The 20,620-nt window shown below is 68.0% G+C and carries 19 protein-coding genes; 17 read left to right on the forward strand and 2 right to left on the reverse strand.

Features of this window, described 5'->3' with window-relative positions:
* Positions 1-119: 119 nt before the first annotated feature.
* The 5 genes from ACNKFW_RS14880 to ACNKFW_RS14900 all read left to right on the forward strand — a co-directional run bounded on the left by ACNKFW_RS14880 (position 120) and on the right by ACNKFW_RS14900 (position 6,753).
* Positions 120-2,171 (forward strand): TonB-dependent receptor domain-containing protein, encoded by a 2,052-nt coding sequence (locus ACNKFW_RS14880; protein WP_147429018.1) that lies wholly within the window; start codon positions 120-122, stop codon positions 2,169-2,171.
* A gap of 434 nt (positions 2,172-2,605) precedes the next feature.
* Complete coding sequence (gene ugpB, locus ACNKFW_RS14885) at positions 2,606-3,901, forward strand: sn-glycerol-3-phosphate ABC transporter substrate-binding protein UgpB (protein ID WP_024845150.1); 1,296 nt, start codon at positions 2,606-2,608, stop codon at positions 3,899-3,901.
* Between the two features lie 49 nt (positions 3,902-3,950).
* Positions 3,951-4,832: a sn-glycerol-3-phosphate ABC transporter permease UgpA gene (gene ugpA / locus ACNKFW_RS14890; protein WP_024845151.1), complete on the forward strand. Its 882-nt coding sequence runs from the start codon at positions 3,951-3,953 to the stop codon at positions 4,830-4,832.
* Complete coding sequence (gene ugpE, locus ACNKFW_RS14895) at positions 4,825-5,688, forward strand: sn-glycerol-3-phosphate ABC transporter permease UgpE (protein ID WP_147429017.1); 864 nt, start codon at positions 4,825-4,827, stop codon at positions 5,686-5,688. Before ugpA ends, ugpE begins: the two co-directional genes overlap by 8 nt.
* Positions 5,689-6,753 carry a sn-glycerol-3-phosphate import ATP-binding protein UgpC gene (locus tag ACNKFW_RS14900; protein WP_024845153.1) on the forward strand — a complete coding sequence of 355 codons (1,065 nt, stop codon included), beginning with the start codon at positions 5,689-5,691 and terminating at the stop codon, positions 6,751-6,753.
* A gap of 7 nt (positions 6,754-6,760) precedes the next feature.
* Here the strand turns inward: ACNKFW_RS14900 and ligD are convergent, their stop codons facing one another.
* Entirely contained in the window at positions 6,761-7,663 is a 903-nt protein-coding gene (ligD, locus tag ACNKFW_RS14905; RefSeq protein WP_244314493.1) for a non-homologous end-joining DNA ligase, read from the reverse strand.
* 126 nt (positions 7,664-7,789) lie between these two features.
* On the opposite strand from ligD, the gene ACNKFW_RS14910 reads away from it, so the two are divergent.
* The 12 genes from ACNKFW_RS14910 to ACNKFW_RS14965 all read left to right on the forward strand — a co-directional run bounded on the left by ACNKFW_RS14910 (position 7,790) and on the right by ACNKFW_RS14965 (position 19,478).
* Complete coding sequence (locus ACNKFW_RS14910; RefSeq protein ID WP_147429015.1) at positions 7,790-9,220, forward strand: alkaline phosphatase D family protein; 1,431 nt, start codon at positions 7,790-7,792, stop codon at positions 9,218-9,220.
* 103 nt (positions 9,221-9,323) lie between these two features.
* The gene (gene queC / locus ACNKFW_RS14915) at positions 9,324-10,025 is read left to right on the forward strand and encodes a 7-cyano-7-deazaguanine synthase QueC (RefSeq protein ID WP_147429192.1); all 702 of its coding nucleotides are present in this window, start codon (positions 9,324-9,326) and stop codon (positions 10,023-10,025) included.
* Complete coding sequence (locus ACNKFW_RS14920) at positions 10,025-10,378, forward strand: 6-pyruvoyl trahydropterin synthase family protein (RefSeq protein ID WP_147429014.1); 354 nt, start codon at positions 10,025-10,027, stop codon at positions 10,376-10,378. The genes queC and ACNKFW_RS14920 overlap by 1 nt, the downstream gene beginning before the upstream one ends.
* Positions 10,375-11,082: a 7-carboxy-7-deazaguanine synthase QueE gene (gene queE / locus ACNKFW_RS14925; RefSeq protein WP_147429013.1), complete on the forward strand. Its 708-nt coding sequence runs from the start codon at positions 10,375-10,377 to the stop codon at positions 11,080-11,082. The genes ACNKFW_RS14920 and queE overlap by 4 nt, the downstream gene beginning before the upstream one ends.
* A 15-nt stretch (positions 11,083-11,097) precedes the next feature.
* Positions 11,098-11,562 carry a preQ(1) synthase gene (gene queF / locus ACNKFW_RS14930; protein ID WP_024845159.1) on the forward strand — a complete coding sequence of 155 codons (465 nt, stop codon included), beginning with the start codon at positions 11,098-11,100 and terminating at the stop codon, positions 11,560-11,562.
* A gap of 146 nt (positions 11,563-11,708) precedes the next feature.
* Positions 11,709-13,016 (forward strand): ABC transporter substrate-binding protein, encoded by a 1,308-nt coding sequence (locus ACNKFW_RS14935; protein WP_147429012.1) that lies wholly within the window; start codon positions 11,709-11,711, stop codon positions 13,014-13,016.
* Positions 13,017-13,114: 98 nt separating this feature from the next.
* A complete protein-coding gene (locus ACNKFW_RS14940) occupies positions 13,115-13,984 on the forward strand; it encodes a carbohydrate ABC transporter permease (RefSeq protein ID WP_024845161.1) in 870 nt (289 codons plus the stop codon).
* A gap of 5 nt (positions 13,985-13,989) precedes the next feature.
* Positions 13,990-14,820, forward strand: a complete 831-nt coding sequence (locus tag ACNKFW_RS14945; RefSeq protein ID WP_024845162.1) for a carbohydrate ABC transporter permease — start codon at positions 13,990-13,992, stop codon at positions 14,818-14,820.
* A 12-nt stretch (positions 14,821-14,832) separates the two neighbouring features.
* Positions 14,833-15,831 (forward strand): ABC transporter ATP-binding protein, encoded by a 999-nt coding sequence (locus ACNKFW_RS14950; protein WP_024845163.1) that lies wholly within the window; start codon positions 14,833-14,835, stop codon positions 15,829-15,831.
* A 65-nt stretch (positions 15,832-15,896) separates the two neighbouring features.
* Positions 15,897-17,360: a mannitol dehydrogenase family protein gene (locus ACNKFW_RS14955; RefSeq protein WP_147429011.1), complete on the forward strand. Its 1,464-nt coding sequence runs from the start codon at positions 15,897-15,899 to the stop codon at positions 17,358-17,360.
* 3 nt (positions 17,361-17,363) lie between these two features.
* A complete protein-coding gene (locus tag ACNKFW_RS14960) occupies positions 17,364-18,020 on the forward strand; it encodes an HAD-IA family hydrolase (RefSeq protein WP_147429010.1) in 657 nt (218 codons plus the stop codon).
* A 15-nt stretch (positions 18,021-18,035) separates the two neighbouring features.
* Positions 18,036-19,478 carry an FGGY-family carbohydrate kinase gene (locus tag ACNKFW_RS14965; protein WP_147429009.1) on the forward strand — a complete coding sequence of 481 codons (1,443 nt, stop codon included), beginning with the start codon at positions 18,036-18,038 and terminating at the stop codon, positions 19,476-19,478.
* A gap of 3 nt (positions 19,479-19,481) precedes the next feature.
* Here ACNKFW_RS14965 and ACNKFW_RS14970 read toward each other — a convergent pair whose 3' ends face one another.
* Positions 19,482-20,414 carry a sugar-binding transcriptional regulator gene (locus ACNKFW_RS14970; RefSeq protein WP_147429008.1) on the reverse strand — a complete coding sequence of 311 codons (933 nt, stop codon included), beginning with the start codon at positions 20,412-20,414 and terminating at the stop codon, positions 19,482-19,484.
* Positions 20,415-20,620: the final 206 nt, after the last annotated feature.

The following is a 20,620-nucleotide window of genomic DNA, read 5'->3' on the forward strand; positions in this document are numbered from 1 at the left end:
GCTCGGTGCCGGACAAGGCGCAAGGAATCATTGACAGTTTTACTAAGAATATTTTAACCCGCGCAAGATGCCAGCCCCGTGGCCAGCCGTAGACTTCACGACATGACGACGGGGATCACATGCCACGCCATCCGATTCGCGGCGCGCTTCTGGCCGGAAGCGCCTGCGCCCTTACCTTTTCCACGCCGCTGCTGGCGCAGGAAACCGCCGGGACGCAGCCTGCGCCATCCACCTATGTGCTGGACCAGATCGTGCTGCGCGCCGGCAAGCCCAAGGTGGCCTCCGAGGTGCCGCAATCGGTCTCGGTCGTGGACGGCCAGCAGCTTGCGGATATCGAGCCGGTGCATATCGGCGAGGTGCTGGCGACGGTGCCCGGCGTCGCCGGCGTCGGCTCGGGCAGCTTCTTCGGCCAGGGTTTCAACATCCGCGGCTTCGGTTCCTCGGGCGCCGCCGCCTCGGAATCCGGGATCGTCCAGCTGATCGACGGCGAGGAGAAATATTTCGAATCCTACCGCCAGGGCGCGCTCTTCGTCGAGCCGGACTTCCTGCGCCAGGTCGAGGTGCTGCGCGGCCCCGGCTCATCCACGCTTTACGGCTCGGGCGCGCTCGGCGGGGTGATCGCCATGGAGACGATCGAGGCCGGCGACCTGATCGCCGAGGGCCAGAGCTTCGGCGGCAAGGCCAAGCTGGGCTATGCCAGCAACCCCGACACGGCCTTGGGCAGCGTCGCGCTCGGCTGGCGCCCGGCCGAGGATTTCGAGGCGCTCGCCGCCTTCGCCTGGCGCAAGCTGGGCGATACCAAGGATGCAGAGGGCAATACCAGCATCCGCTCGAACTCCAGGACGCCGAACCTGCTTCTGAAGGCGAGGAAGACCTTCGGCGATCACCATGTCGCCTTTTCCTACCAGCATCTGGAGGCCAAGGGCGAGAACCAGGACTTCAATCAGCTGGAAGGGGCGCAGGTGGGGCTGTTCCCGGGCTTTTCGGGCTGGGGCGTCGGCGACATCACCACCCGCGACCAGACCGCGCGGCTGATCTGGGGCTGGAACCCGGACGACAACCGCTATGTCGATGTGACGGCCACGCTGTCCTATACCAACACCATGAAGGACGTGCGGCAGGGCGACGATCCGGACGAGCCGATCATGCCCTCGCTGCTGGGGCGGCGCGACTATCGCCTGTGGAAGTTCAAGCTGGCCAACGTGGCCGACCTGTCGGGCGCCGGCCATGATCATGCCCTGACCACCGGCTTCGAGCTGCTCAAGCAGGATCGGTCGTCCAGCGTGCCCTCGGCCTCGCATCCCGAGGGCTTCACCCGCGCCTGGGGGGTCTATGCCCTCTCGGAAGTGACCTGGGACAGGCTGACGGTCAATTCGGGCCTGCGCTACGAAAGGCAGCGCACCGAGCCCAAGGACACCGTCGGTTTCGCCGCCGAAGAGCGCAGCTTCGAGGCGGTCGAGCCGCAGGTCGCGGCGATCTACAGGCTGGACGGGCAGTGGTCGGTCTTCGGCTCCGTCGCCTTCGTGAACCGGATGCCGACGGTGGACGAACTCTACGACGGCTCCATGGCCACGGCGCCGAACCCGAACCTGAAGGACGAGAAGGGCAAGAACCTCGAGGCCGGGATCTCCTATCGCGGCAATGGGCTGTTTGCCGAGGGCGACGAGGCGGTGATGAAGCTGACGCTGTTTCGCAATCACATCACCGACATGATCGCCCGCTCGGGCGCGGGACCGTCGGCCCATTTCACCAATATCGACCGCGCCTATCTGCGGGGCGGCGAGCTGGAGGCCAGCTATACGCTCGACGCCTGGGAGTTCGGCGCCGCGGTCTCGGTGGTCGAGGGCGAGGACCAGGACGGTACGGTGCTGGACACGCTGCCCAACGACCGCGTGACCTTGCAGGCGATCTGGCAGGCCGGCGACGCCTGGCGGCTGGGGCTGCGCAGCACCCTGGCCAGGGGCCGTGACAAGTCGGATGGCGAACATCGTGCCGGCTACGGCGTGCATGACGTCTTTGCCACCTGGGCGCCGCAATCCGGCGCGGCGGCGGGGATCGAGGTGCATATGGGCATCGACAACATCGCCGACCGTGACTATACGCCCGCCTCCTGGCTCAGCGGTCCGGCACCGGGGCGGAATTTCAAGCTGTCGGTCTCGCGCAGCTTCTGACGGGGCTTTCGGGCAGTCCCCGGAACGGCCGGGCCAGGCGCCGGCCGTTTTCATGCCCCGCGCCGGCCCCGCCTTGATGCGGGGCACGGGGTTCGGTTTCCGATCCGGGCCCGCCGCGTTCGGGCGGTTTACGCGACGGAACTGCCGCCGCCCCCTTGCGGTCGGCAAGGGGTTAGTGGTCGGAAATCACCTCAAGAAATGTATTTTACCCATTGCTGTCACTGGATTTTCACAAATCCATGCCACAGAGCCGCTGTTTCCGGCGCGGCGCTTGCCTGCCGCCTGCCATACCAAACCGACCAGTTGCGAATTGACACCCCGGCCCCCGGCAGGTGACAAATCCGCACAGGGAGGCGGATGGCGCATGGCGGGCCCTGGCCCAGTTGCTGCCGTCCGGGAACGATGACGCCGCAAGGCACGACTCGGAGGATACCATGCAGAAAACCCCATTCTGGCTTGCAGGGCTGATGGCGCTGCCCGTCGCGGCCGAGGCCAAGACCGAAATCTCGTGGTGGCACGCCATGACCGGCGCCAATGCCGAGGTCGTGACCAAGATCGCCAGCGATTTCAACGCAAGCCAGGCCGACTACGAACTCAAGCCCGTCTTCAAGGGCACCTATCCCGAAACGCTGAATGCCGGCATCGCCGCTTTCCGCGCGGGCCAGGCCCCCGACATCATCCAGGTCTTCGACGTCGGCACCGGCGTCATGATGGGCGCGCAGGGCGCCATCAAGCCGGTGGCCGAGGTGCTGCAGGAAGGCGGCTACGAATTCGACAAGAGCCAGTATCTGCCCGGCATCGTCGGCTATTACTCGACGCCCGAGGGGGACATGCTGTCCTTCCCCTACAACTCCTCCTCGCCGATCCTGTATTACAACAAGGACATCTTCGAAAAGGCGGGGCTGGACGTCGAGAACCCGCCCAAGACCTGGGCCGAGGTCTGGGCCGCTGCGCGCAAGATCAAGGAATCGGGGGCGGCGACCTGCGGCTATACCTCGACCTGGCTGACCTGGATCCATACCGAGAACTTCGCCGCCTGGAACAATGTCAGCTGGGGCACGAACGAGAACGGCCTGGCCGGCACGCCCGAGCTGAAGATCGACGGCCCGCTGTTCGTCAAGCATTTCCAGGAACTTGCGGACCTGGCGAAAGAGGGCGTCTTCGTCTATGGCGGCCGCACCAGCGAGGCCAAGCAGAACTTCACCTCGGGCGAATGCGGCATCCTGACCGAAAGCTCGGGCGGGCTGGGCGACATCGTGAAATCGGGCATGAACTACGGCATCGGCCAGCTGCCCTATGACGAGACCGCCGAGGGCGCGCCGCAGAACACCACGCCGGGCGGTGCCTCGCTCTGGGTGATGGGCGGCAAGTCGGACGAGACCTACAAGGGCGTCGCCGCCTTCTTCAACTACCTGTCGCAGACCGAGGTGCAGCAATACCTGCACGAGCAATCGGGCTATCTGCCGGTGACGATGGCGGCCTACGAGGCGACCAAGGGCTCGGATTTCTACCAGCAGAACCCCGGCCGCGAGACGCCGATCCTGCAGATGATGGGCAAGCAGCCGACCGAGAACTCCAAGGGCGTGCGCGCGCCGAACCTGCCGCAGCTGCGCGACATCCAGAACGAGGAGTATGAAAAGATGCTGGCCGGCCAGCAGGACGCGGCCACGGCGCTGAAGAACGCCGTCGAGCGCGGCAATGCCGCGATCCGCGAGGCCGCGGGCGGCTGAAACCAGGGGCGGGCGTTGCGGCGCCCGCCTGATCCGACAAGGGGGACGGATGAGACGCACGGTCTTTCCGCACAAGCTGTTGCCCTGGCTGCTGCTGGCGCCGCAACTGGCGATCACGCTGATCTTCTTCTACTGGCCGGCGGCGCAGGCCTTTCGCCAGTCGGTGCTGCGCGAGGATGCCTTTGGCCTGAAGACGACCTTCGTGGGGCTGGCGAATTTCCGCAAGGTGCTGAGCGATCCGAACTATCTGAACTCGGTCCGGGTGACGGTGGTGTTTTCGGTGCTGGTCGCCTTTTGCGCCATGGCGATTGCGCTGTTCCTGGCCGTGCAGGCGGAAAAGATCATCCGCGGCAAGGGCTTCTATCGCACGCTGATGATCTGGCCCTATGCGGTGGCGCCCGCCATCGCCGGCATGCTGTGGCTGTTCATGTTCAATCCCAGCTTCGGCACGCTGGCCTGGCCGCTGCGGCAGATGGGCATCTACTGGAACCCGCTGCTGGACGGCGAGCAGGCGATGGCGCTGGTTGTCGCGGCCGCGACATGGAAGCAGATCAGCTATAATTTCCTGTTCTTTGTCGCTGGCTTGCAGGCGATTCCTCGATCGCTTCTGGAGGCGGCGGCGATCGACGGCGCCTCGCGCCGCCATGCCTTCTGGACCATCACCTTCCCGCTTCTGGCGCCGACGACCTTCTTCCTGCTGGTGGTGAACACCGTCTATGCGCTGTTCGACACCTTCGGCATCATCCATGCCGTGACCGGCGGCGGCCCCGGCAAGGCGACCGAGACGCTGGTCTACAAGGTCTATAACGACGGTTTCGTGAACCTGATCATGGGCGATTCCGCCGCGCAATCGGTGATCCTGATGATCATCGTGATCGCGCTGACCGCCTTCCAGTTCCGCTTCATCGAGCGGAGGGTGCATTATGGCTGAATCCTCTCCGCTGGCCGCGCGCGGCGCCGGGCGAGTGCTGGCGCATTTCTGGATGGTGCTGGGCGTGATCGTGGTGGCCTTTCCGGTCTATTACGTCTTCGTCGCCTCGACCCATTCGGTGCAGACCATCCTGCGCCCGCCGCTGCCGCTCTTGCCCGGGCCCGAGGCGGCGCGGAACTATTCCGATGCCTTCTCGGGCGGGATCAGCCGCATCGGCGGGGTCAGCCTGTGGCGGCTTCTGGCCAATACCACCATCGTCGCCATGGGCATCGCGCTGGGAAAGATCGTGATCTCGATGGCCTCGGCCTATGCCATCGTCTTCTTCCGCTTTCCGCTGCGCATGGCCTGTTTCTGGCTGATCTTCATCACCCTGATGCTGCCGGTCGAGGTGCGCATCCAGCCGACCTACAAGGTCATGGTCGACCTGGGGCTGATCGACACCTATCCGGGGCTGATCCTGCCCCTGATCGCCTCGGCCACCGCGACGCTTCTGTTCCGGCAGTTCTTCATGACCATCCCGGACGAACTCTTGGAGGCGGCGCGGGTCGACGGCGCCGGGCCCTGGCGGTTCTTCAAGGACATCCTGTGGCCGCTGTCGCTGACCAATGTCGCGGCGATCTTCGTGATCCAGTTCATCTATGGCTGGACGCAATACCTGTGGCCGCTGCTGGTCACCAATTCCAACGAAATGAACACCATCGTCATCGCGCTGAAGAAGATGATCTCATTCGCCGATGCCGATACGCCCTGGAACCTCGTGATGGTCACAAGCGTGCTGGCCATCCTGCCGCCGATCCTGGTGGTGGTGCTGATGCAGCGCTGGTTCGTCAAGGGCCTGGTCGAGACGGAGAAATAGATGGCCCGCATCCTGCTTAACGATGTCCGCAAGAGCTATGCGGGAAACCAGGTCATCCACGGCATCACCATGGAGATCGCCGACGGCGAATTCGTGGTCATTGTCGGACCTTCGGGCTGCGGCAAGTCCACGCTTCTGCGCATGGTGGCCGGGCTGGAGGCGATCAGCGCCGGCACGGTCGAGATCGGCGGCAAGGTGGTCAACGACCTGGAGCCGCGCCAGCGCGACATCGCCATGGTGTTCCAGAACTACGCGCTTTATCCGCATATGTCGGTGCGCGAGAACATGGCCTACGGGCTCAAGATCGCCCGGATGTCGAAAGCCGAGATCGAGGCCCGCGTCGCCAAGGCCGCGACCATGCTGGAGCTGGAGCCCTATCTGGACCGCAAGCCGCGCGCGCTGTCGGGCGGCCAGCGCCAGCGCGTCGCCATGGGCCGGGCGCTGGTGCGCGAGCCCGCCGCGCTGCTGCTGGACGAGCCGCTGTCGAACCTCGACGCCAAGCTGCGGGTGCAGATGCGCCTGCAGATCAAGGAGATGCACCTGCGCACCGGCCAGACCACGCTTTACGTCACCCATGACCAGGTCGAGGCGATGACGCTGGCGGACCGGCTGATCGTGATGAACAAGGGCGTGGCCGAGCAGATCGCGACGCCCTTGGAAGTCTATCAGCGCCCGGCCAGCGAATTCGTCGCCGGTTTCATCGGCTCGCCCGCCATGAACATCTTCACCGTCTCGGCGGCCGAGGGCCGCGTGACCCTGCCCGGCGGGGCGGTGCTGCCGCTGCCGGGCCTGCCGCGCGGCGGCGATCTGCGGCTTGGCCTGCGTCCCGAGCATCTGCGGCCCGCCGCGCCGGGCGAGGCGGCGATCCCGGTCCTGCTGCGTTCGGTCGAGCGGCTGGGCGCCGATGCCTTCGGCTATGGCATGATCGAGGGCTCGGAGGTGCCACTGGTGTTGCGCCTGCCCGGCACCAGCGGGCTGGCGCGCGGCGACCGGGTCGACGTGGTGCCCGATCCGGGGCACCTGCATGTCTTCGATGCGCAAGACGGCCGGCGCATCGAGGGCTGAACGGGGGTCAACCGGTCAGCGCCCTGTCCAGCGCCGCGAAGATCGGCCGGGTCAGGCTTTGCCGCACCCGCCTTATGCCGGCCCAGCCGCGTTCCCGCGCCGCCTGGGTGCCGAAGGCACGGGCGCTGGCGATCCCGGCCAGCTCGTCCCAGCCGACCGGCGCCGCCACCGGGGCGCCGGGCCGGGCGCGCACCGAAAAGGGCGCAACCGCCGTCGAGCCGCGCTCGTTGCGCAGCCAGTCGATGAAGATCCGGCCCTTGCGGCTGGCCTTGGCCAGTTCCACCGTATAGCGGTCCGGTTCGTCCTGCGCGCAAAGCGTCGCAAAGTCGCGGGCGAAACGCTTGAGATCGCCCCAGCCGAGGCTGCGGCGCAGGGGCACGACCAGATGCACGCCCTTGCCGCCGGTCAGCATCGCCCAGGGCTCAAGCCCCAGGTCCAGCAGCCGGCCGCGCAGCGACAGGGCGGCGGCACGCACGGCGTCGAAGTCCAGCCCCTCGTCGGGGTCTAGGTCGAAGACCAGCCGGTCGGGCCGCTCCAGCCGGTCGCGGCGGGCGGGCCAGATGTGGAACTCGACCGTGCCCATCTGCACCGCGGCGACCAGCCCGGCCGCGTCGGCGACATAGGCATAGGCCGCATCCTCGCCGTCGCTTTCGGTGATCCGCATCTGCCGGATCGCCTTGGGAAAGCCCTTGCCGGGATGCTTCTGGAAGAACCGCTCGCCCGCCATCCCGTCGGGCAGGCGCAGCAGCGACAGCGGGCGGTCGGCGGCCTCCTCCAGCATCAGCGGCGCGATCTGCTGGTAATAGCGCGCCAGCCCCGCCTTGGTCAGCCCCGCCTTGCCCGGTCCGGCATCGGCAAAGATCACCCGCTCGGGATGCGAGATGGTCACGCCTTCGATCCGCTCGGTCATCACCGGCTCCTGCGCTGCCTTTGGGGACCAACGCCGGCGGCGGGGTCGCGGTTCGCCGCCGGCCGGATTTGCGCTTGGCCGCGCCGCACCTATATCCCTCGCTGCAATGCGAAAGGGACAGGCAGGATGATGGACGAGGCGCAGCGACCCGGCCGGGCAGGGCCGATCCTGCATTTCCGCGGCATGGCGGGGCAGGGCATCCGGCTGGCGGCCATCGTCATCCGGCCGAAGGACGAACCCGCCCCGCCGCCGATCCGCCTGTCAGAGGCCGAGATCGCGCCGCGCCGCATCGCCCAGATCGCCGGCATCGCCGTCTGGAGGCACGATTTCACCCTGACCCCGGCGGATGGCGGCTATGAATTCGAGGGCACCTTTCACGCGGTCGCGACGGATCTGTCGGGCGACCTGCGCCTGGCCTTCGTTTCCTGCAACGGCGAGGAGAACGGCGATCTGGACCGCGACGGCGCCGAGCGCAACCTGATGTGGACGCGGCTGGCGCGCGACCATGCCCGCGCGCCCTTTGCGCTGCTGCTGCAGGGCGGCGACCAGATCTATGCCGACGAGGCGACGCAGGGCCACCCGCTGAGCCGGGACTGGCCCGACAAGGTGCCCGAGGTGGACGACCTCGCGCAGCTTGCCGATCTGGCGGAACACCTGCGCCGCCGCTTCGTCGCGCGCTATCTGCATGTCTTGCAGGCGCCGGGCTATGCCGCGATGGCGGCGCAGGTGCCGGCGCTGTCGGTCTGGGACGACCATGACATCTGCGACGGCTGGGGCTCGCTGCCGGAACAGCGCAGCCGCTCGGCCGTGGGCCGGACCCTGTTCGGCGTGGCGCGCGAGACCTACCTGCTGTTCCAGCACGGTGCGGCGGAAGGCGACATTCCCGAGCTGTTCCTGGATGCCTCGGGCGAAAGCCTCGGCTGGAAGCGCGAACTGCCCGGCCTGACCATCGCCGCGCCCGACCTGCGGTCCGAGCGCCACCGCCACCGCATCATGGGGCCCGCGGGCTGGCAAGCGGTCGAGGCGCTGGCGCCGCAGGGCGAACATGTGTTCCTGGTCTCCAGCGTCCCGCTGCTGGGTCCGCGCCTGTCGCTCCTGGAGCGGGTGATGATGGCGATTCCGCGCATGCAGCATTACGAGGACGACCTGCGCGACCAGTGGCAAAGCCGGGTGCATCGTGCCGAATGGCGGCGCTTGCTGGCCGAGGTGCTGAAATGGCGCGCCCGTGCCCATGTCACCGCGCTGTCGGGCGAGATCCACCTGGCGACCCGCGCCGTGATGGGGCCGGATGCGCAGAAGGTGCATCAACTGGTCGCCTCGGGCATTTCGCATCGCGCGCCGCCGCAGGCCTATGCCCGCGCGCTGGGGCTGTTCGCCGGCTTGGGCGAGGCGCCCTTGCCCGGCCACCCGATCCGCATCCACCCGCTGCCCGGCCAGCGCCACCGCTATGTGGCGCAGCGGAACTACCTGATCCTGGCCCGCCGCGACGGGCGCTGGCAGGCGGTCTGGCACCTGGAGGAGAGCGGCGAAACCCCGGCGCTGGATCTGTCCGACTGATGGGACGGGAAGGGACGGGCGGTTGCGCCGCCGGCCAAAGCCCGCTATGTCGGGCGCCCATACCGGTCGCAGCCTACCCGGTCATCAAAACAAGGGTCACATGATGAAGACGACAGTTGTCTGCTCGGGCGGACTCGATTCCGTATCGCTGGCGCATATGATCGCGGCGCAGGGCGGGCTTTCGCGCCTGATTTCCTTCGACTACGGCCAGCGCCACCGCAAGGAGCTGGATTTCGCCGCCGCCGCCGCCCGGCGGCTGGGCGTGCCGCATCACGTCATCGACATGCGCGGGGTGGGGGCGGTGCTGACCGGCTCGGCCCTGACCGGCGGCGCCGAGGTGCCGGACGGGCATTATGCCGAGGAGACCATGCGCATCACCGTGGTCCCGAACCGCAACGCCATCATGCTGACCGTGGCCTTCGGCATGGCGGCGGCGATGGGCGACCGGGCGGTGGCGACCGCCGTGCATGGCGGCGATCATTTCATTTATCCCGATTGCCGCCCCGCCTTCACCGAGGCCTTCCAGCACATGCAGGACGCGGCGCTGGACGGCTATGCGCAGGTGCGGCTGCTGACCCCCTTCGTGCATCGGAGCAAGGCCGACATCGTGACCGAGGGCGCCCGCCACGGCACGCCCTTTGCCGAGACCTGGTCCTGCTACAAGGGCGGCACCCTGCATTGCGGCCGCTGCGGCACCTGCGTCGAGCGGCGCGAGGCCTTCCACCTGGCCGGCATCCCCGACCCGACCGCCTATGAGGATGGCGATTTCTGGCGGCAGGCCATCGCGGAACGGGGGCGGGCCTGATGTTCCGCATCGCCAAGGAGTTCCATTTCTCGGCCTCGCACCAGCTGGCGCATCTGCCGCCGGATCACCAATGCGCCCGGCTGCACGGGCACAATTATGTCGTCGTGGTGGAACTGGCCGCGGCCGAGCTGAATGCCGACGGCTTCGTGCGCGACTATCACGAGCTTGCGGCGCTGAAGCATTATATCGACACGCATTTCGACCATCGCCACCTGAACGACGTGCTGGACGGCCCCTCGACCGCCGAGAACATGGCGCGGCATTTCCATGACTGGTGCAAGGCGCGCTGGCCCGAGACGGTGGCGGTCCGGGTGTCCGAGACGCCCAAGACCTGGGCCGAGTATCGGCCATGACCCTGCGCATTGCCGAAATCTTCGGCCCGACCATCCAGGGCGAGGGCGCGCTGATCGGCGAGCCCACGGTCTTTGTCCGTGCCGGCGGCTGCGACTACCGCTGCCTCTGGTGCGACAGCCTGCACGCGGTGGAGAGCCGCCACCGCCACGAATGGCGGCCGATGAGCGCCGAGGCGATCTGGGCCGATGTGCGGCGCCTGTCCGGCGGCCAGCCGCTGACCGTCTCGCTGTCCGGCGGCAATCCGGCGATCCAGGATTTCGCCCCGCTGATCGCGCTGGGACGCGCCGCAGGCTACCGCTTCGCCTGCGAGACGCAGGGCTCGGTCGCGCAGCCCTGGTTCGCGGACCTGTCTACGCTGGTGCTGTCGCCGAAACCGCCCTCCAGCGGGCAGGTGGTCGATTGGGACGCCTTCGACCGCTGCCTCAAGGCCGGCGAGGGTGCCGGCCAGCGGGTGCTGAAGATCGTGATCTTCGACCGGCGCGACCTGGACTGGGCGCGCGCGGTCGCCGACCGCCATCCCGGCCTGCCGCTCTACCTGCAGCCCGGCAACCCCGAAACCGATCCCGCCCAGCCGGTCGATCCGCAGGCCCTGGCCGACCGGCTGCTCTGGCTGGTCGAGAACACGGTCGGCCGTGGCTGGCTGAAACCGCGCATCCTGCCGCAGCTGCATGTCCTGATCTGGGGCAACCGGCGCGGCGTCTGACATTCGGAGAGAAGCATGACCGAGACGATCTACAGCGGCCTCAAGCAGCTGGGCGGCGCCACCCGGCTGCCCGAAAGCCCCGACAAGGCCGAGCTGGAGCGGGTGCAGAACCCGCAGGCCGACGTGTCCTATAACGTGCGCTTTACCGCGCCCGAGTTCACCTCGCTCTGCCCGATGACCGGGCAGCCGGATTTCGCGCATCTGGTCATCGATTATGTGCCCGGAGACTGGCTGGTCGAATCGAAATCGCTGAAGCTTTACCTTGGAAGCTTCCGGAATCACGGCGCTTTCCACGAAGACTGCACCGTCTCGATCGGCCGGCGGCTGGCGGGGTTTCTTGCGCCGCGCTGGCTGCGCATTGGCGGCTACTGGTATCCGCGCGGCGGCATGCCCATCGACGTGTTCTGGCAGACCGGACCCGTGCCCGAGGCGGTCTGGATCCCCGACCAGGGCGTGCCGCCCTATCGCGGCCGCGGCTGAACCCCGCCCATCCCTGCAAGAAACTATCGGTCGGCGCGGTCCCGGAGTATCGGGCCGCGCCGATTTCGCTTGACAGCCCGGCGGCGAGTATGTGAGCATTTGCCCATCACATTAGCAAATGCTGATCCGCAGGGGAGGACAATCGAATGAGCATGATGCTGCGCGGCCTGATGGGGGCTTGCGCCATGACGGCGCTGGCGGCGCCCGCCTTGGCCGAGACGCTGACCATCGCCACCGTGAACAACGGCGACATGATCCGCATGCAGAAGATGACCAAGCCGTTCACCGATGCGAACCCGGACATCCAGCTGGAATGGGTGACGCTGGAAGAGAACGTGCTGCGCCAGCGCGTCACCACCGACATCGCCACCAAGGGCGGGCAATACGACATCGTGACCGTCGGCAATTACGAGGTGCCGATCTGGGCCAAGCAGGGCTGGCTGACGCCGCTCGAGGACATGGGCGAGGATTACGACGCCGCCGACATCCTGCCGCCCATCGCCGAGGGGCTGTCGCTGGACGGCAAGCTTTATGCCGCGCCCTTCTACGGCGAATCCGCGATGATCATGTATCGCACCGACCTGATGGAGAAGGCCGGGCTGGAAATGCCCGAGCGCCCGACCTGGGACTTCGTCTATGACGCGGCGCGCAAGATGACCGACAAATCGGCCGAGGTCTATGGCATCTGCCTGCGCGGCAAGGCCGGCTGGGGCGAGAACATGGCCTTCCTGACCTCGATGGGCGCAAGCTACGGCGCGCCCTGGTTCGACATGGAATGGAAGCCGCAATTCTCGGGCGAGGCCTGGAAGAAGGCGCTGACCGATTACGTCGCGATCATGAACGAGGCCGGCCCGCCCGGCGCCTCGTCGAACGGCTTCAACGAGAACCTGGCGCTGTTCCAGACCGGCAAATGCGGCATGTGGATCGACGCCACCGTGGCGGCCAGCTTCGTGTCGAACCCCAAGGATTCGACCGTGGCCGACAAGGTCGGCTATGCGCTGGCCCCCGAGGGCGAGAAGCCGCAGATGTGGCTCTGGGCCTGGACGCTGGCGATCCCGTCCTCGACCGATGCGCCGGATGCGGCCAAGAAGTTCGTCGCCTGGGCGACCTCGAAAGCCTATACCGAACAGGTCGCGGCCGCCGAGGGCTGGGCGAACGTGCCGCCCGGCACCCGGACCTCGCTTTACGAAAATCCGGCCTATCTTGAGGCCGCGCCCTTCGCCAAGCCGACGCTCGACAGCATCATGTCGGCCGATCTTGCGAACCCGACCACCGTGGAAGTGCCCTATATCGGCACGCAATGGGTGGGCATCCCCGAGTTCCAGGCGCTTGGCACCGCGGTCGGCCAGCAATTCTCGGCCGCGCTGGCCGGGCAGGCCAGCGTCGAGCAGGCGTTGCAGATGGCCCAGCAGATCGCCGAGCGCGAAATGGCCCGGGCCGGCTATCCGAAGTGACCGCCGGTCCGGCCTGACGGCCGCGAACCGGGCGGGGGGCGGCAAGCCCGGCCCCTGCCGCAATCCGAACCCTCATCGCTCGCGTGGGAGGCGCGCCGATGGCTACCCGACATCAGAAAACACTCGCGCGCCTGATGGTCGCGCCCTCGGTCCTGCTGCTGCTGGGCTGGATGATCGTGCCGCTGGCCATGACGCTGTGGTTCAGCTTCCAGAGCTACAACCTGCTCTCGCCCGGCATGGAACGCTTCATCGGCTGGGCCAATTACCAGTATTTCCTGTCCGATCCCGCCTTCTGGACCGCGATGCAGAACACGCTGCTGCTGGTCGGGGGCGTGCTGGTCATCACCGTGGGGGGCGGCATCCTGCTGGCCCTGCTGCTGGACCAGCCGATGTTCGGGCAGGGCGTGGTGCGCATCCTGGTGATCGCGCCCTTCTTCATCATGCCCACCGTCTCGGCGCTGGTGTGGAAGAACATGTTCATGAACCCGGTGAACGGGCTTTTCGCCTGGCTCGCCAAGGCGGTGGGCGCGCAGCCCATCGATTTCCTGGCGCAATATCCGCTGATGTCGATCATCCTGATCGTCGCCTGGCAATGGCTGCCCTTCGCCACGCTGATCCTGCTGACCGCGCTGCAATCGCTCGACAGCGAGCAGATGGAGGCGGCCGAGATGGACGGCGCCGGTGCTTGGGCCAAATTCACCCACCTGATCCTGCCGCACCTGTCGCGCGCCATCACCGTGGTGATCCTGATCGAGACCATCTTCCTGCTTTCGGTCTTCGCCGAGATCCTGGTCACCACCAATGGCGGGCCGGGCTACCAGTCCACCAACCTGACCTATCTGGTCTTTTCGCAGGCGCTGCTGCAGTTCGACGTGGGCGGCGCATCCGCCGGGGGCATCATCGCCGTCATCCTTGCCAATATCGTCGCGATCTTCCTGATGCGGATGATCGGCAAGACGCTGGAGTAAGAACCATGGCCCGCAAGATTTCCGATACCCGCCGCTGGGGCTTCACCATCCTGGCCTGGGGCGTGGCGCTGCTGATCTTCTTTCCGATCCTGTGGACGATCCTGACCAGCTTCAAGTCCGAGGCCGACGCCATAGCATCCCCGCCGAAATTCCTGTTCTTCGACTGGACGACCCAGAACTATGCCGAGGTGCAGTCCCGCTCGCCCTATTTCCGGCATTTCATGAACTCGGTCATCATCTCGGTCGGCTCGACGCTCTTGGGCCTCTTGATCGCCATCCCGGCCGCCTGGTCGATGGCCTTCCAGCCGGCCAAGCGCACCAAGGATCTGCTGATGTGGATGCTGTCGACCAAGATGATGCCGGCCGCGGGCGTGCTGATCCCGATGTATCTGCTGTTCCGGTCCTGGGGCCTTCTGGATACGCGGCTGGGCATCACCGTCGTCCTGATGCTGATCAACCTGCCGATCATCACCTGGATGCTCTATACCTATTTCCGCGAGATTCCCTCCGAGATCCTCGAGGCGGCGCGGATGGACGGGGCGAGCCTCAAGAACGAGATCCTGCACGTGCTGACGCCGATGGCGGTGCCCGGCATCGCCTCGACCCTGCTTCTGAACGTCATCCTGGCCTGGAACGAGGCGTTCTGGACGCTGAACCTGACCACGTCCAAGGCGGCACCGCTGACGACCTTCATCGCCAGCTATTCCAGTCCCGAAGGGCTTTTCTACGCGAAACTCTCGGCGGCGAGCACCATGGCCATCGCCCCGATCCTGATCCTTGGCTGGTTCAGCCAGAAGCAACTCGTGCGCGGCCTGACCTTCGGCGCGGTGAAATGAAAGGGGGGAATGATGGGTAGCATCACGCTTCAACAGGTCCGCAAGAGCTTTGGCGAGGTCGAGGTCATTCCGGGCGTCGATCTGGAGATCCACGACGGCGAATTCGTGGTCTTCGTCGGCCCCTCGGGCTGCGGCAAGTCCACGCTCCTGCGCCTGATCGCGGGGCTCGAGGATGTGACCTCGGGCCGGATCGTCATCGACGGGCGGGACGTGACCCAGGCGCCGCCCTCGCAGCGCAAGCTGGCCATGGTGTTCCAGTCCTATGCGCTTTACCCGCATATGTCGGTCAGGAAGAACATCGCCTTTCCGCTGAAGATGGCGGGCATGGCGGCGGATGAGCAGGAGCGGCGCGTCCAGCACGCCGCCGGCATCCTGAACCTGACCGATTACCTGGACCGCCGTCCCGGCCAGCTGTCGGGCGGCCAGCGCCAGCGCGTCGCCATCGGCCGCGCCATCGTGCGCGAGCCCTCGGCCTTCCTGTTCGACGAGCCATTGTCGAACCTCGACGCGGCCTTGCGGGTGAACATGCGGGTCGAGATTTCCGAGCTGCACAAGAAGCTGGCGACGACCATGGTCTATGTCACCCATGACCAGGTCGAGGCGATGACCATGGCCGACAAGATCGTCGTGCTGCGCGCCGGCCGGGTCGAGCAGGTGGGTTCGCCGCTCGAGCTTTACCGCAAGCCCGCGAACCGCTTCGTTGCCGGTTTCATCGGCAGCCCGAACATGAATTTCATCGAGGGCGAGGCGGCCGCCGCCATGGGGGCCCATGCCATCGGCGTGCGCCCCGAGCATTTCACCATGTCCACCACCGGCGGCCAGTTCGCCGGCACGGTGGGCGTGGCCGAGCATCTGGGCTCGGACACCTTCCTGCATGTCGAGCTGGACGGCGGCACCCCCATCGTCGCGCGGGCGGCGGGCGAGTTCCCGGTGGATCACGGCGACCGCATCTGGCTGACCCCGCAGGACGGCCGGGTCTATCGCTTCGACCAGAACGGCCTTGCGCTTTGACGGCAGCCGCGTCGGGGTCGCTGCCGCGGCCCCGTCTTTGCAGATCAGAACCGGGATGAATTCGGATGGACAGGCTTTCCAACCAGACCCTCGACCGCCTCGGCCAGCCGGTGCCGGGCTATAACCGCGCCGCCCTGCGCCCCGGCATCCTGCATTTCGGCGTCGGCAATTTCTTCCGTGCCCATCAGGCCGCCTATCTGGACCGGCTGATGAACATGGGGCTGGCGCAGGATTTCGCCATCATCGGCGCCGGCGTCATGCCGGGCGATGCGCGGATGCGCGACACGCTGGCGGCGCAGGACTATCTTTACACGCTGGTCGAGCAATCGGCCGACCGCTCGGACGCCCGCGTGCTGGGGCCGATCATGGACTATATCGCGCCGGGCGATCACGGGCGGGTCATCGCCGCGCTGGCCGATCCGGCGATCCGCATCGTGGCGCTGACCATCACCGAGGGCGGCTACTTCATCGATGCCGCCACCGGGCATTTCGACCCGGCCCATCCCGCCATCGCGGCGGACGCGCAAAACCCCGACGCGCCGCGGACCGTGTTCGGCCTGATCGTCGCGGGGCTGAAGGCGCGGCGGGCGGCGGGGCACGCGCCCTTCACCGTTATGTGCTGCGACAACATCCCGCATAACGGCAAGGTCACCTGCGAGGCGGTGGCCGAAACCGCGCGGCTCTCGGACCCGGAGCTGGCCCGGTGGATCACGGCGAATGTCGCCTTCCCGAACGCCATGGTGGACCGCATCACCCCCGCCACCAGCGACCGCGAACGCCGCATGGTGCGCGAGAATTTCGGCATCCATGACGACGCCCCGGTCTTCTGCGAGGATTTCATCCAATGGGTGCTCGAAGATAACTTTCCCGCCGGCCGCCCGCCGCTTGAGAAGGCCGGCGTCGAATTCGTCGCCGACGTGACGCCCTGGGAACTGATGAAGATCCGCATCCTCAACGGCGGCCATGCGGTGATCGCCTATCCGGCCGGGCTGCTGGACATCCATTTCGTGCATGAGGCGATGGCCGACGCCCAGGTCCGCGCCTTCCTGGGAAAGGTCGAGGCGGACGAGATCATCCCCGCCGTGCCGCCGGTGCCCGGCACCGACCTGCAGGCCTATTTCGCCAAGGTGGCCGAACGCTGCGCCAATCCCAAGATCGGCGACACGGTGCGCAGGCTTTGCCTCGACGGTTCGAACCGGCAGCCGAAATTCATCGTGCCGACCATCGCCCACCGGCGGGAGCGCGACCTGCCCGTGGACGGGCTGGCGCTGGAATCGGCGCTGTGGTGCCGCTATTGCGCCGGCACCAGCGACAGCGGCGCGGTGATCGAGCCGAACGATCCGAACTGGGACCACCTGACGCAGGTGGCGCAGGCGGCCCGGACCGATCCCTCGGCCTGGCTGGACATGGCCGAGATCTATGGCGCGACCGGCCGCGATCCGCGCTTTGCCGAACCCTTCGCACGCTGGCTGGCCATGCTGTGGGACAGGGGCACGCGCGCGACGCTCGACGCCTATCTCAAGGGCTAGGCGGTGGTGCGCGGGCTGATCTTCGACTGCGACGGGGTGCTGGTGGATTCCGAACCCCTCGCCGTGGCCGAGATCGAGGCGCTGCTGCAAAGGCTGGGCGCGCCGATCGCTCGCGCCCGCATCTATGACGAGTTCCTTGGCCGTTCGTTTTCGACCATCGTCGAGGCGGCAGAGGGGCAGGGCGTCGATCTGCGCCCTGCCGTGCCCGGCTATGCCGAGGCGCTGGCCCTGCGCTTTCGCCGCGAATTGCGCCCGGTGCCGGGCATGGCCGAGGCGCTGGCGCAACTGTCCGGGCCGCGCGCCGTGGCCTCCTCCAGCGCGCCCGAGCGGTTGCGGCTGTCCTTGTCGCTGACCGGGCTGGCACCGCTCTTCGGGCCGCATGTCTATTCCGCGACGCAGGTGGCGCGCGGCAAGCCCGCGCCCGACCTGTTCCTGTTCGCCGCCCGGCACTTGGGCATCGCGCCGGCCGATTGCGTGGTGATCGAGGACAGCCCGGCCGGTCTGCGCGCCGCCCGCGCGGCGGGGATGCGGGTTATCGGCTTTCTGGGCGGCAGCCATGCCGCGCCGGCGCGGCTGGCCGAAAAGCTGGCGGCGCTGGCCCCCGACGCGCTGATTGACCACGCGCGGGATTTGCCCAAGACTTTGGCCGGACTGGGCTAGGGAAGGGGAATCGGCGTGCTGATCGGGGCCGTGGATGTGGGCTCGGCCCGCGCGCGAGCGGGGATTTTCACCCCCGAAGGCCGGCTGGTCGCCCGCGCGAGCCGGGGGTTCGCCACCATTCCGGGCCCCGACCGGCAGGCCATGCACGATTTCGCCGAGATCTGGCAGGCCGTGGCCGAGGCGCTGGCCGAGGCGCTGCGGCAGGCCGGCGCCGATCCCGCGCAGGTCGGGGCGCTGGCCTTTGACGCCACCTGCTCGCTGGTGGTCGAAGCGCCGGGCTTTGCCCCCGACGTGATCGCCTGGCACGACCACCGCGCCGTGGCCGAGGCGGCGGAACTCAGCCGCATCCCGCATGAGATCGTCACGCGGGCCGGGGGCTCGGTCTCGCCCGAGATGCAGACGCCGAAGCTGATGTGGCTGCGCCGCCACCGGCCCGAGGTCTGGGCGGCGCTGCAAGGGGTGCGCGACCTTTGCGACCACCTGGCCTTTCGCGCCACCGGGACCGAGGCGCGTTCGCTTTGCGCGGCGGCGGCGAAATGGCCCTGGCTGCCCGACCGCGGCGGCTGGCAGCGGGACTTGCTGGAACGGGCGGGGATCGCCGATTTCCCGCGCCCCGGCCCGGTCCTGCCGCCCGGCGCGCGTATCGGGCCGCTGTCGCCGCGGGGTGCGGCGGAACTGGGGCTGGAGCCCGGCACGCTGGTCGCCGCCGGGCTGATCGACGCCTTTGCCGGGGCGCTTGGCGCGGCGCCGGACATGCCGGCGCTGATCGCCGGCACCTCGAATTGCGTCATGGCGACGGGGCTGGCGCCGCGCGCGGCGCTTTGGGGGCCCTATCCCGGCGCCATCCTGCCCGGCGAAAGCGTCAGCGAGGGCGGCCAGTCCGCGACCGGCGCGTTGCTGGAGCGGGTGCGCGGGCTTTTCCCGCAGCCGGCCAGCCACGACGAGATCCTGGCCCGCATCGCCGCCGATCCCGAGCCTGCGCCCGACCTGCATGTCCTGCCCGACATCAAGGGCAGCCGCACGCCCTTTGCCGATCCGCTGCTGCGCGGCGTGATCCACGGCCTGACGCTGGAGCGCAGCGCGCAGGCGCTGGACGCGCTTTACTGGCGCGCGGCGGTCGGCATCGCGCTGGGAACGCGGCAGGTCATCGCGCATATGGGGCTGGCGCCCGCTGCGCTGGCCATGGCCGGGGGGCAGGCGCGCTCGGCCCTGCTGCGCCAGCTTTATGCCGATGCGACAGGGGCCGAGATCCACTGGCAGCCGCAGGACGCGGTGCTGCGCGGCACCGCCATCGCCGCCGCCGCGCCGCTGCTGGGCGGGATCCGCGCGGCGCGGGCGCGCTTTGCCCGGCCGGCCGAGGTGACCCGCCCCGAGCCCGCCGCCCGCGCCCGGCGCGAGCGGGACTGGCGCATCTTCCTGCGCATGCAGCAGCAGCGCGCCGAGATCGCCGCGATGTAGGGGTCAGTCGGCCAGCAGCGCCGCGCCGGTCGCGGCATCGGTGATCAGCCCGCTGATCAGACCGCCGCGCAGCGCGCCGCGGATCGCCGGCACCTTTTCGGCGCCATGGGCGGCGCCGATCACCAGCGTCGTCTCGCGCGGCGGGATCGGGGCCGAAGCCACGCGGTCGTTGCTGAGCCCCGCCACCAGTGCGCCCCGCGCGTCATAGGCCCAGCCGGTGATCTCGCCCACCGCGCCGGCCGCGACCAGCGCGTCCAGGTCGGGCTGCGACAGGAAGCCGTCCAGCATCAGCGGCGCGCCCGCGCCCACCGTGCCGATGCCGACAAAGGCCACCGCGGCCTCGGCCGACATGCGGATCAGCCGCTCGATGCTGGGCTGGCTGTTGACCGCCTGCCGCTCGCGCACGCTGGGGGCGATGACCGGCAGCGGCAGGGGAAAGCTGCGCGCCGTCACCAGGTCCGACAGCGTGAACAGCACGTTGTAATAGGCGGTCGAGCCGTCCGGCGCGATATTGCCGGTCAGCGAGACGATGCGGTGCTGCGGGCAGTCGATATGCGGCAATTGCGCGATGGCGCTGCGCAGGGTGCGCCCGGTGCCGATCGCCATGGTCATCGGCTCGGCCCGGCGCAGCCATTGCTCGATCACATCGGCCAGCATCAGCGCCACCCCGGCCTCGGGCGCATCCGAAGGGGCGATCTGGCAGAACGCCAGCCCGTACTTGCGCTGCAATCCTGCGGCCAGGTCCATGCAATGGGCAAAGGGATGGTCGATGCGGATCTTGACGATGCCCTCGGCCATGGCCTGCGCCACCAGGCGCTGCGCGGTCTGGCGCGAGATGCCCATGATCCCCGCGATCTCGTCCTGGGTCTTGCCCGCGACATAGGAAAGCCACGCCGCCTTGGCCGCTTGCTCCAGTTTCCGGCCCTGGTTCGACATGGGTTGGCTTTTCCGTCTTTCGCGCGTGTTCGGGGTGTTTTTTGCCGTCCCTGTGTAGCTTGCCGGCAACCCGGCTGTCCAGCGCGCCGCCCGCGGCGGCAGGCTGCGGCAAAAGCGACCTGTCTAAAATATGACCTTCACATTCATGTTTTGCTGACCTATGCAGGCGGGGTCATTCCGGCGTGCCCGCAGCCCATGCCCGCCGC

It is taken from the genome of Paracoccus sp. TD-10 (assembly GCF_048270675.1).
Lineage (GTDB): Bacteria > Pseudomonadota > Alphaproteobacteria > Rhodobacterales > Rhodobacteraceae > Paracoccus > Paracoccus pantotrophus.

Coding starts and splice junctions, on each gene's coding strand:
- ACNKFW_RS14900 (WP_024845153.1), top strand. CDS start 5,689: ATGGCCCGCATCCTGCTTAACGATGTCCGCAAGAGCTATGCGGGAAAC.
- ACNKFW_RS14950 (WP_024845163.1), top strand. CDS start 14,833: ATGGGTAGCATCACGCTTCAACAGGTCCGCAAGAGCTTTGGCGAGGTC.
- ACNKFW_RS14955 (WP_147429011.1), top strand. CDS start 15,897: ATGGACAGGCTTTCCAACCAGACCCTCGACCGCCTCGGCCAGCCGGTG.
- queC (WP_147429192.1), top strand. CDS start 9,324: ATGAAGACGACAGTTGTCTGCTCGGGCGGACTCGATTCCGTATCGCTG.
- queE (WP_147429013.1), top strand. CDS start 10,375: ATGACCCTGCGCATTGCCGAAATCTTCGGCCCGACCATCCAGGGCGAG.
- ACNKFW_RS14910 (WP_147429015.1), top strand. CDS start 7,790: ATGATGGACGAGGCGCAGCGACCCGGCCGGGCAGGGCCGATCCTGCAT.
- ACNKFW_RS14945 (WP_024845162.1), top strand. CDS start 13,990: ATGGCCCGCAAGATTTCCGATACCCGCCGCTGGGGCTTCACCATCCTG.
- ugpB (WP_024845150.1), top strand. CDS start 2,606: ATGCAGAAAACCCCATTCTGGCTTGCAGGGCTGATGGCGCTGCCCGTC.
- ligD (WP_244314493.1), bottom strand. CDS start 7,663: ATGACCGAGCGGATCGAAGGCGTGACCATCTCGCATCCCGAGCGGGTG.
- ACNKFW_RS14880 (WP_147429018.1), top strand. CDS start 120: ATGCCACGCCATCCGATTCGCGGCGCGCTTCTGGCCGGAAGCGCCTGC.
- ACNKFW_RS14920 (WP_147429014.1), top strand. CDS start 10,025: ATGTTCCGCATCGCCAAGGAGTTCCATTTCTCGGCCTCGCACCAGCTG.
- queF (WP_024845159.1), top strand. CDS start 11,098: ATGACCGAGACGATCTACAGCGGCCTCAAGCAGCTGGGCGGCGCCACC.
- ACNKFW_RS14970 (WP_147429008.1), bottom strand. CDS start 20,414: ATGTCGAACCAGGGCCGGAAACTGGAGCAAGCGGCCAAGGCGGCGTGG.
- ugpE (WP_147429017.1), top strand. CDS start 4,825: ATGGCTGAATCCTCTCCGCTGGCCGCGCGCGGCGCCGGGCGAGTGCTG.
- ACNKFW_RS14940 (WP_024845161.1), top strand. CDS start 13,115: ATGGCTACCCGACATCAGAAAACACTCGCGCGCCTGATGGTCGCGCCC.
- ACNKFW_RS14935 (WP_147429012.1), top strand. CDS start 11,709: ATGAGCATGATGCTGCGCGGCCTGATGGGGGCTTGCGCCATGACGGCG.
- ugpA (WP_024845151.1), top strand. CDS start 3,951: ATGAGACGCACGGTCTTTCCGCACAAGCTGTTGCCCTGGCTGCTGCTG.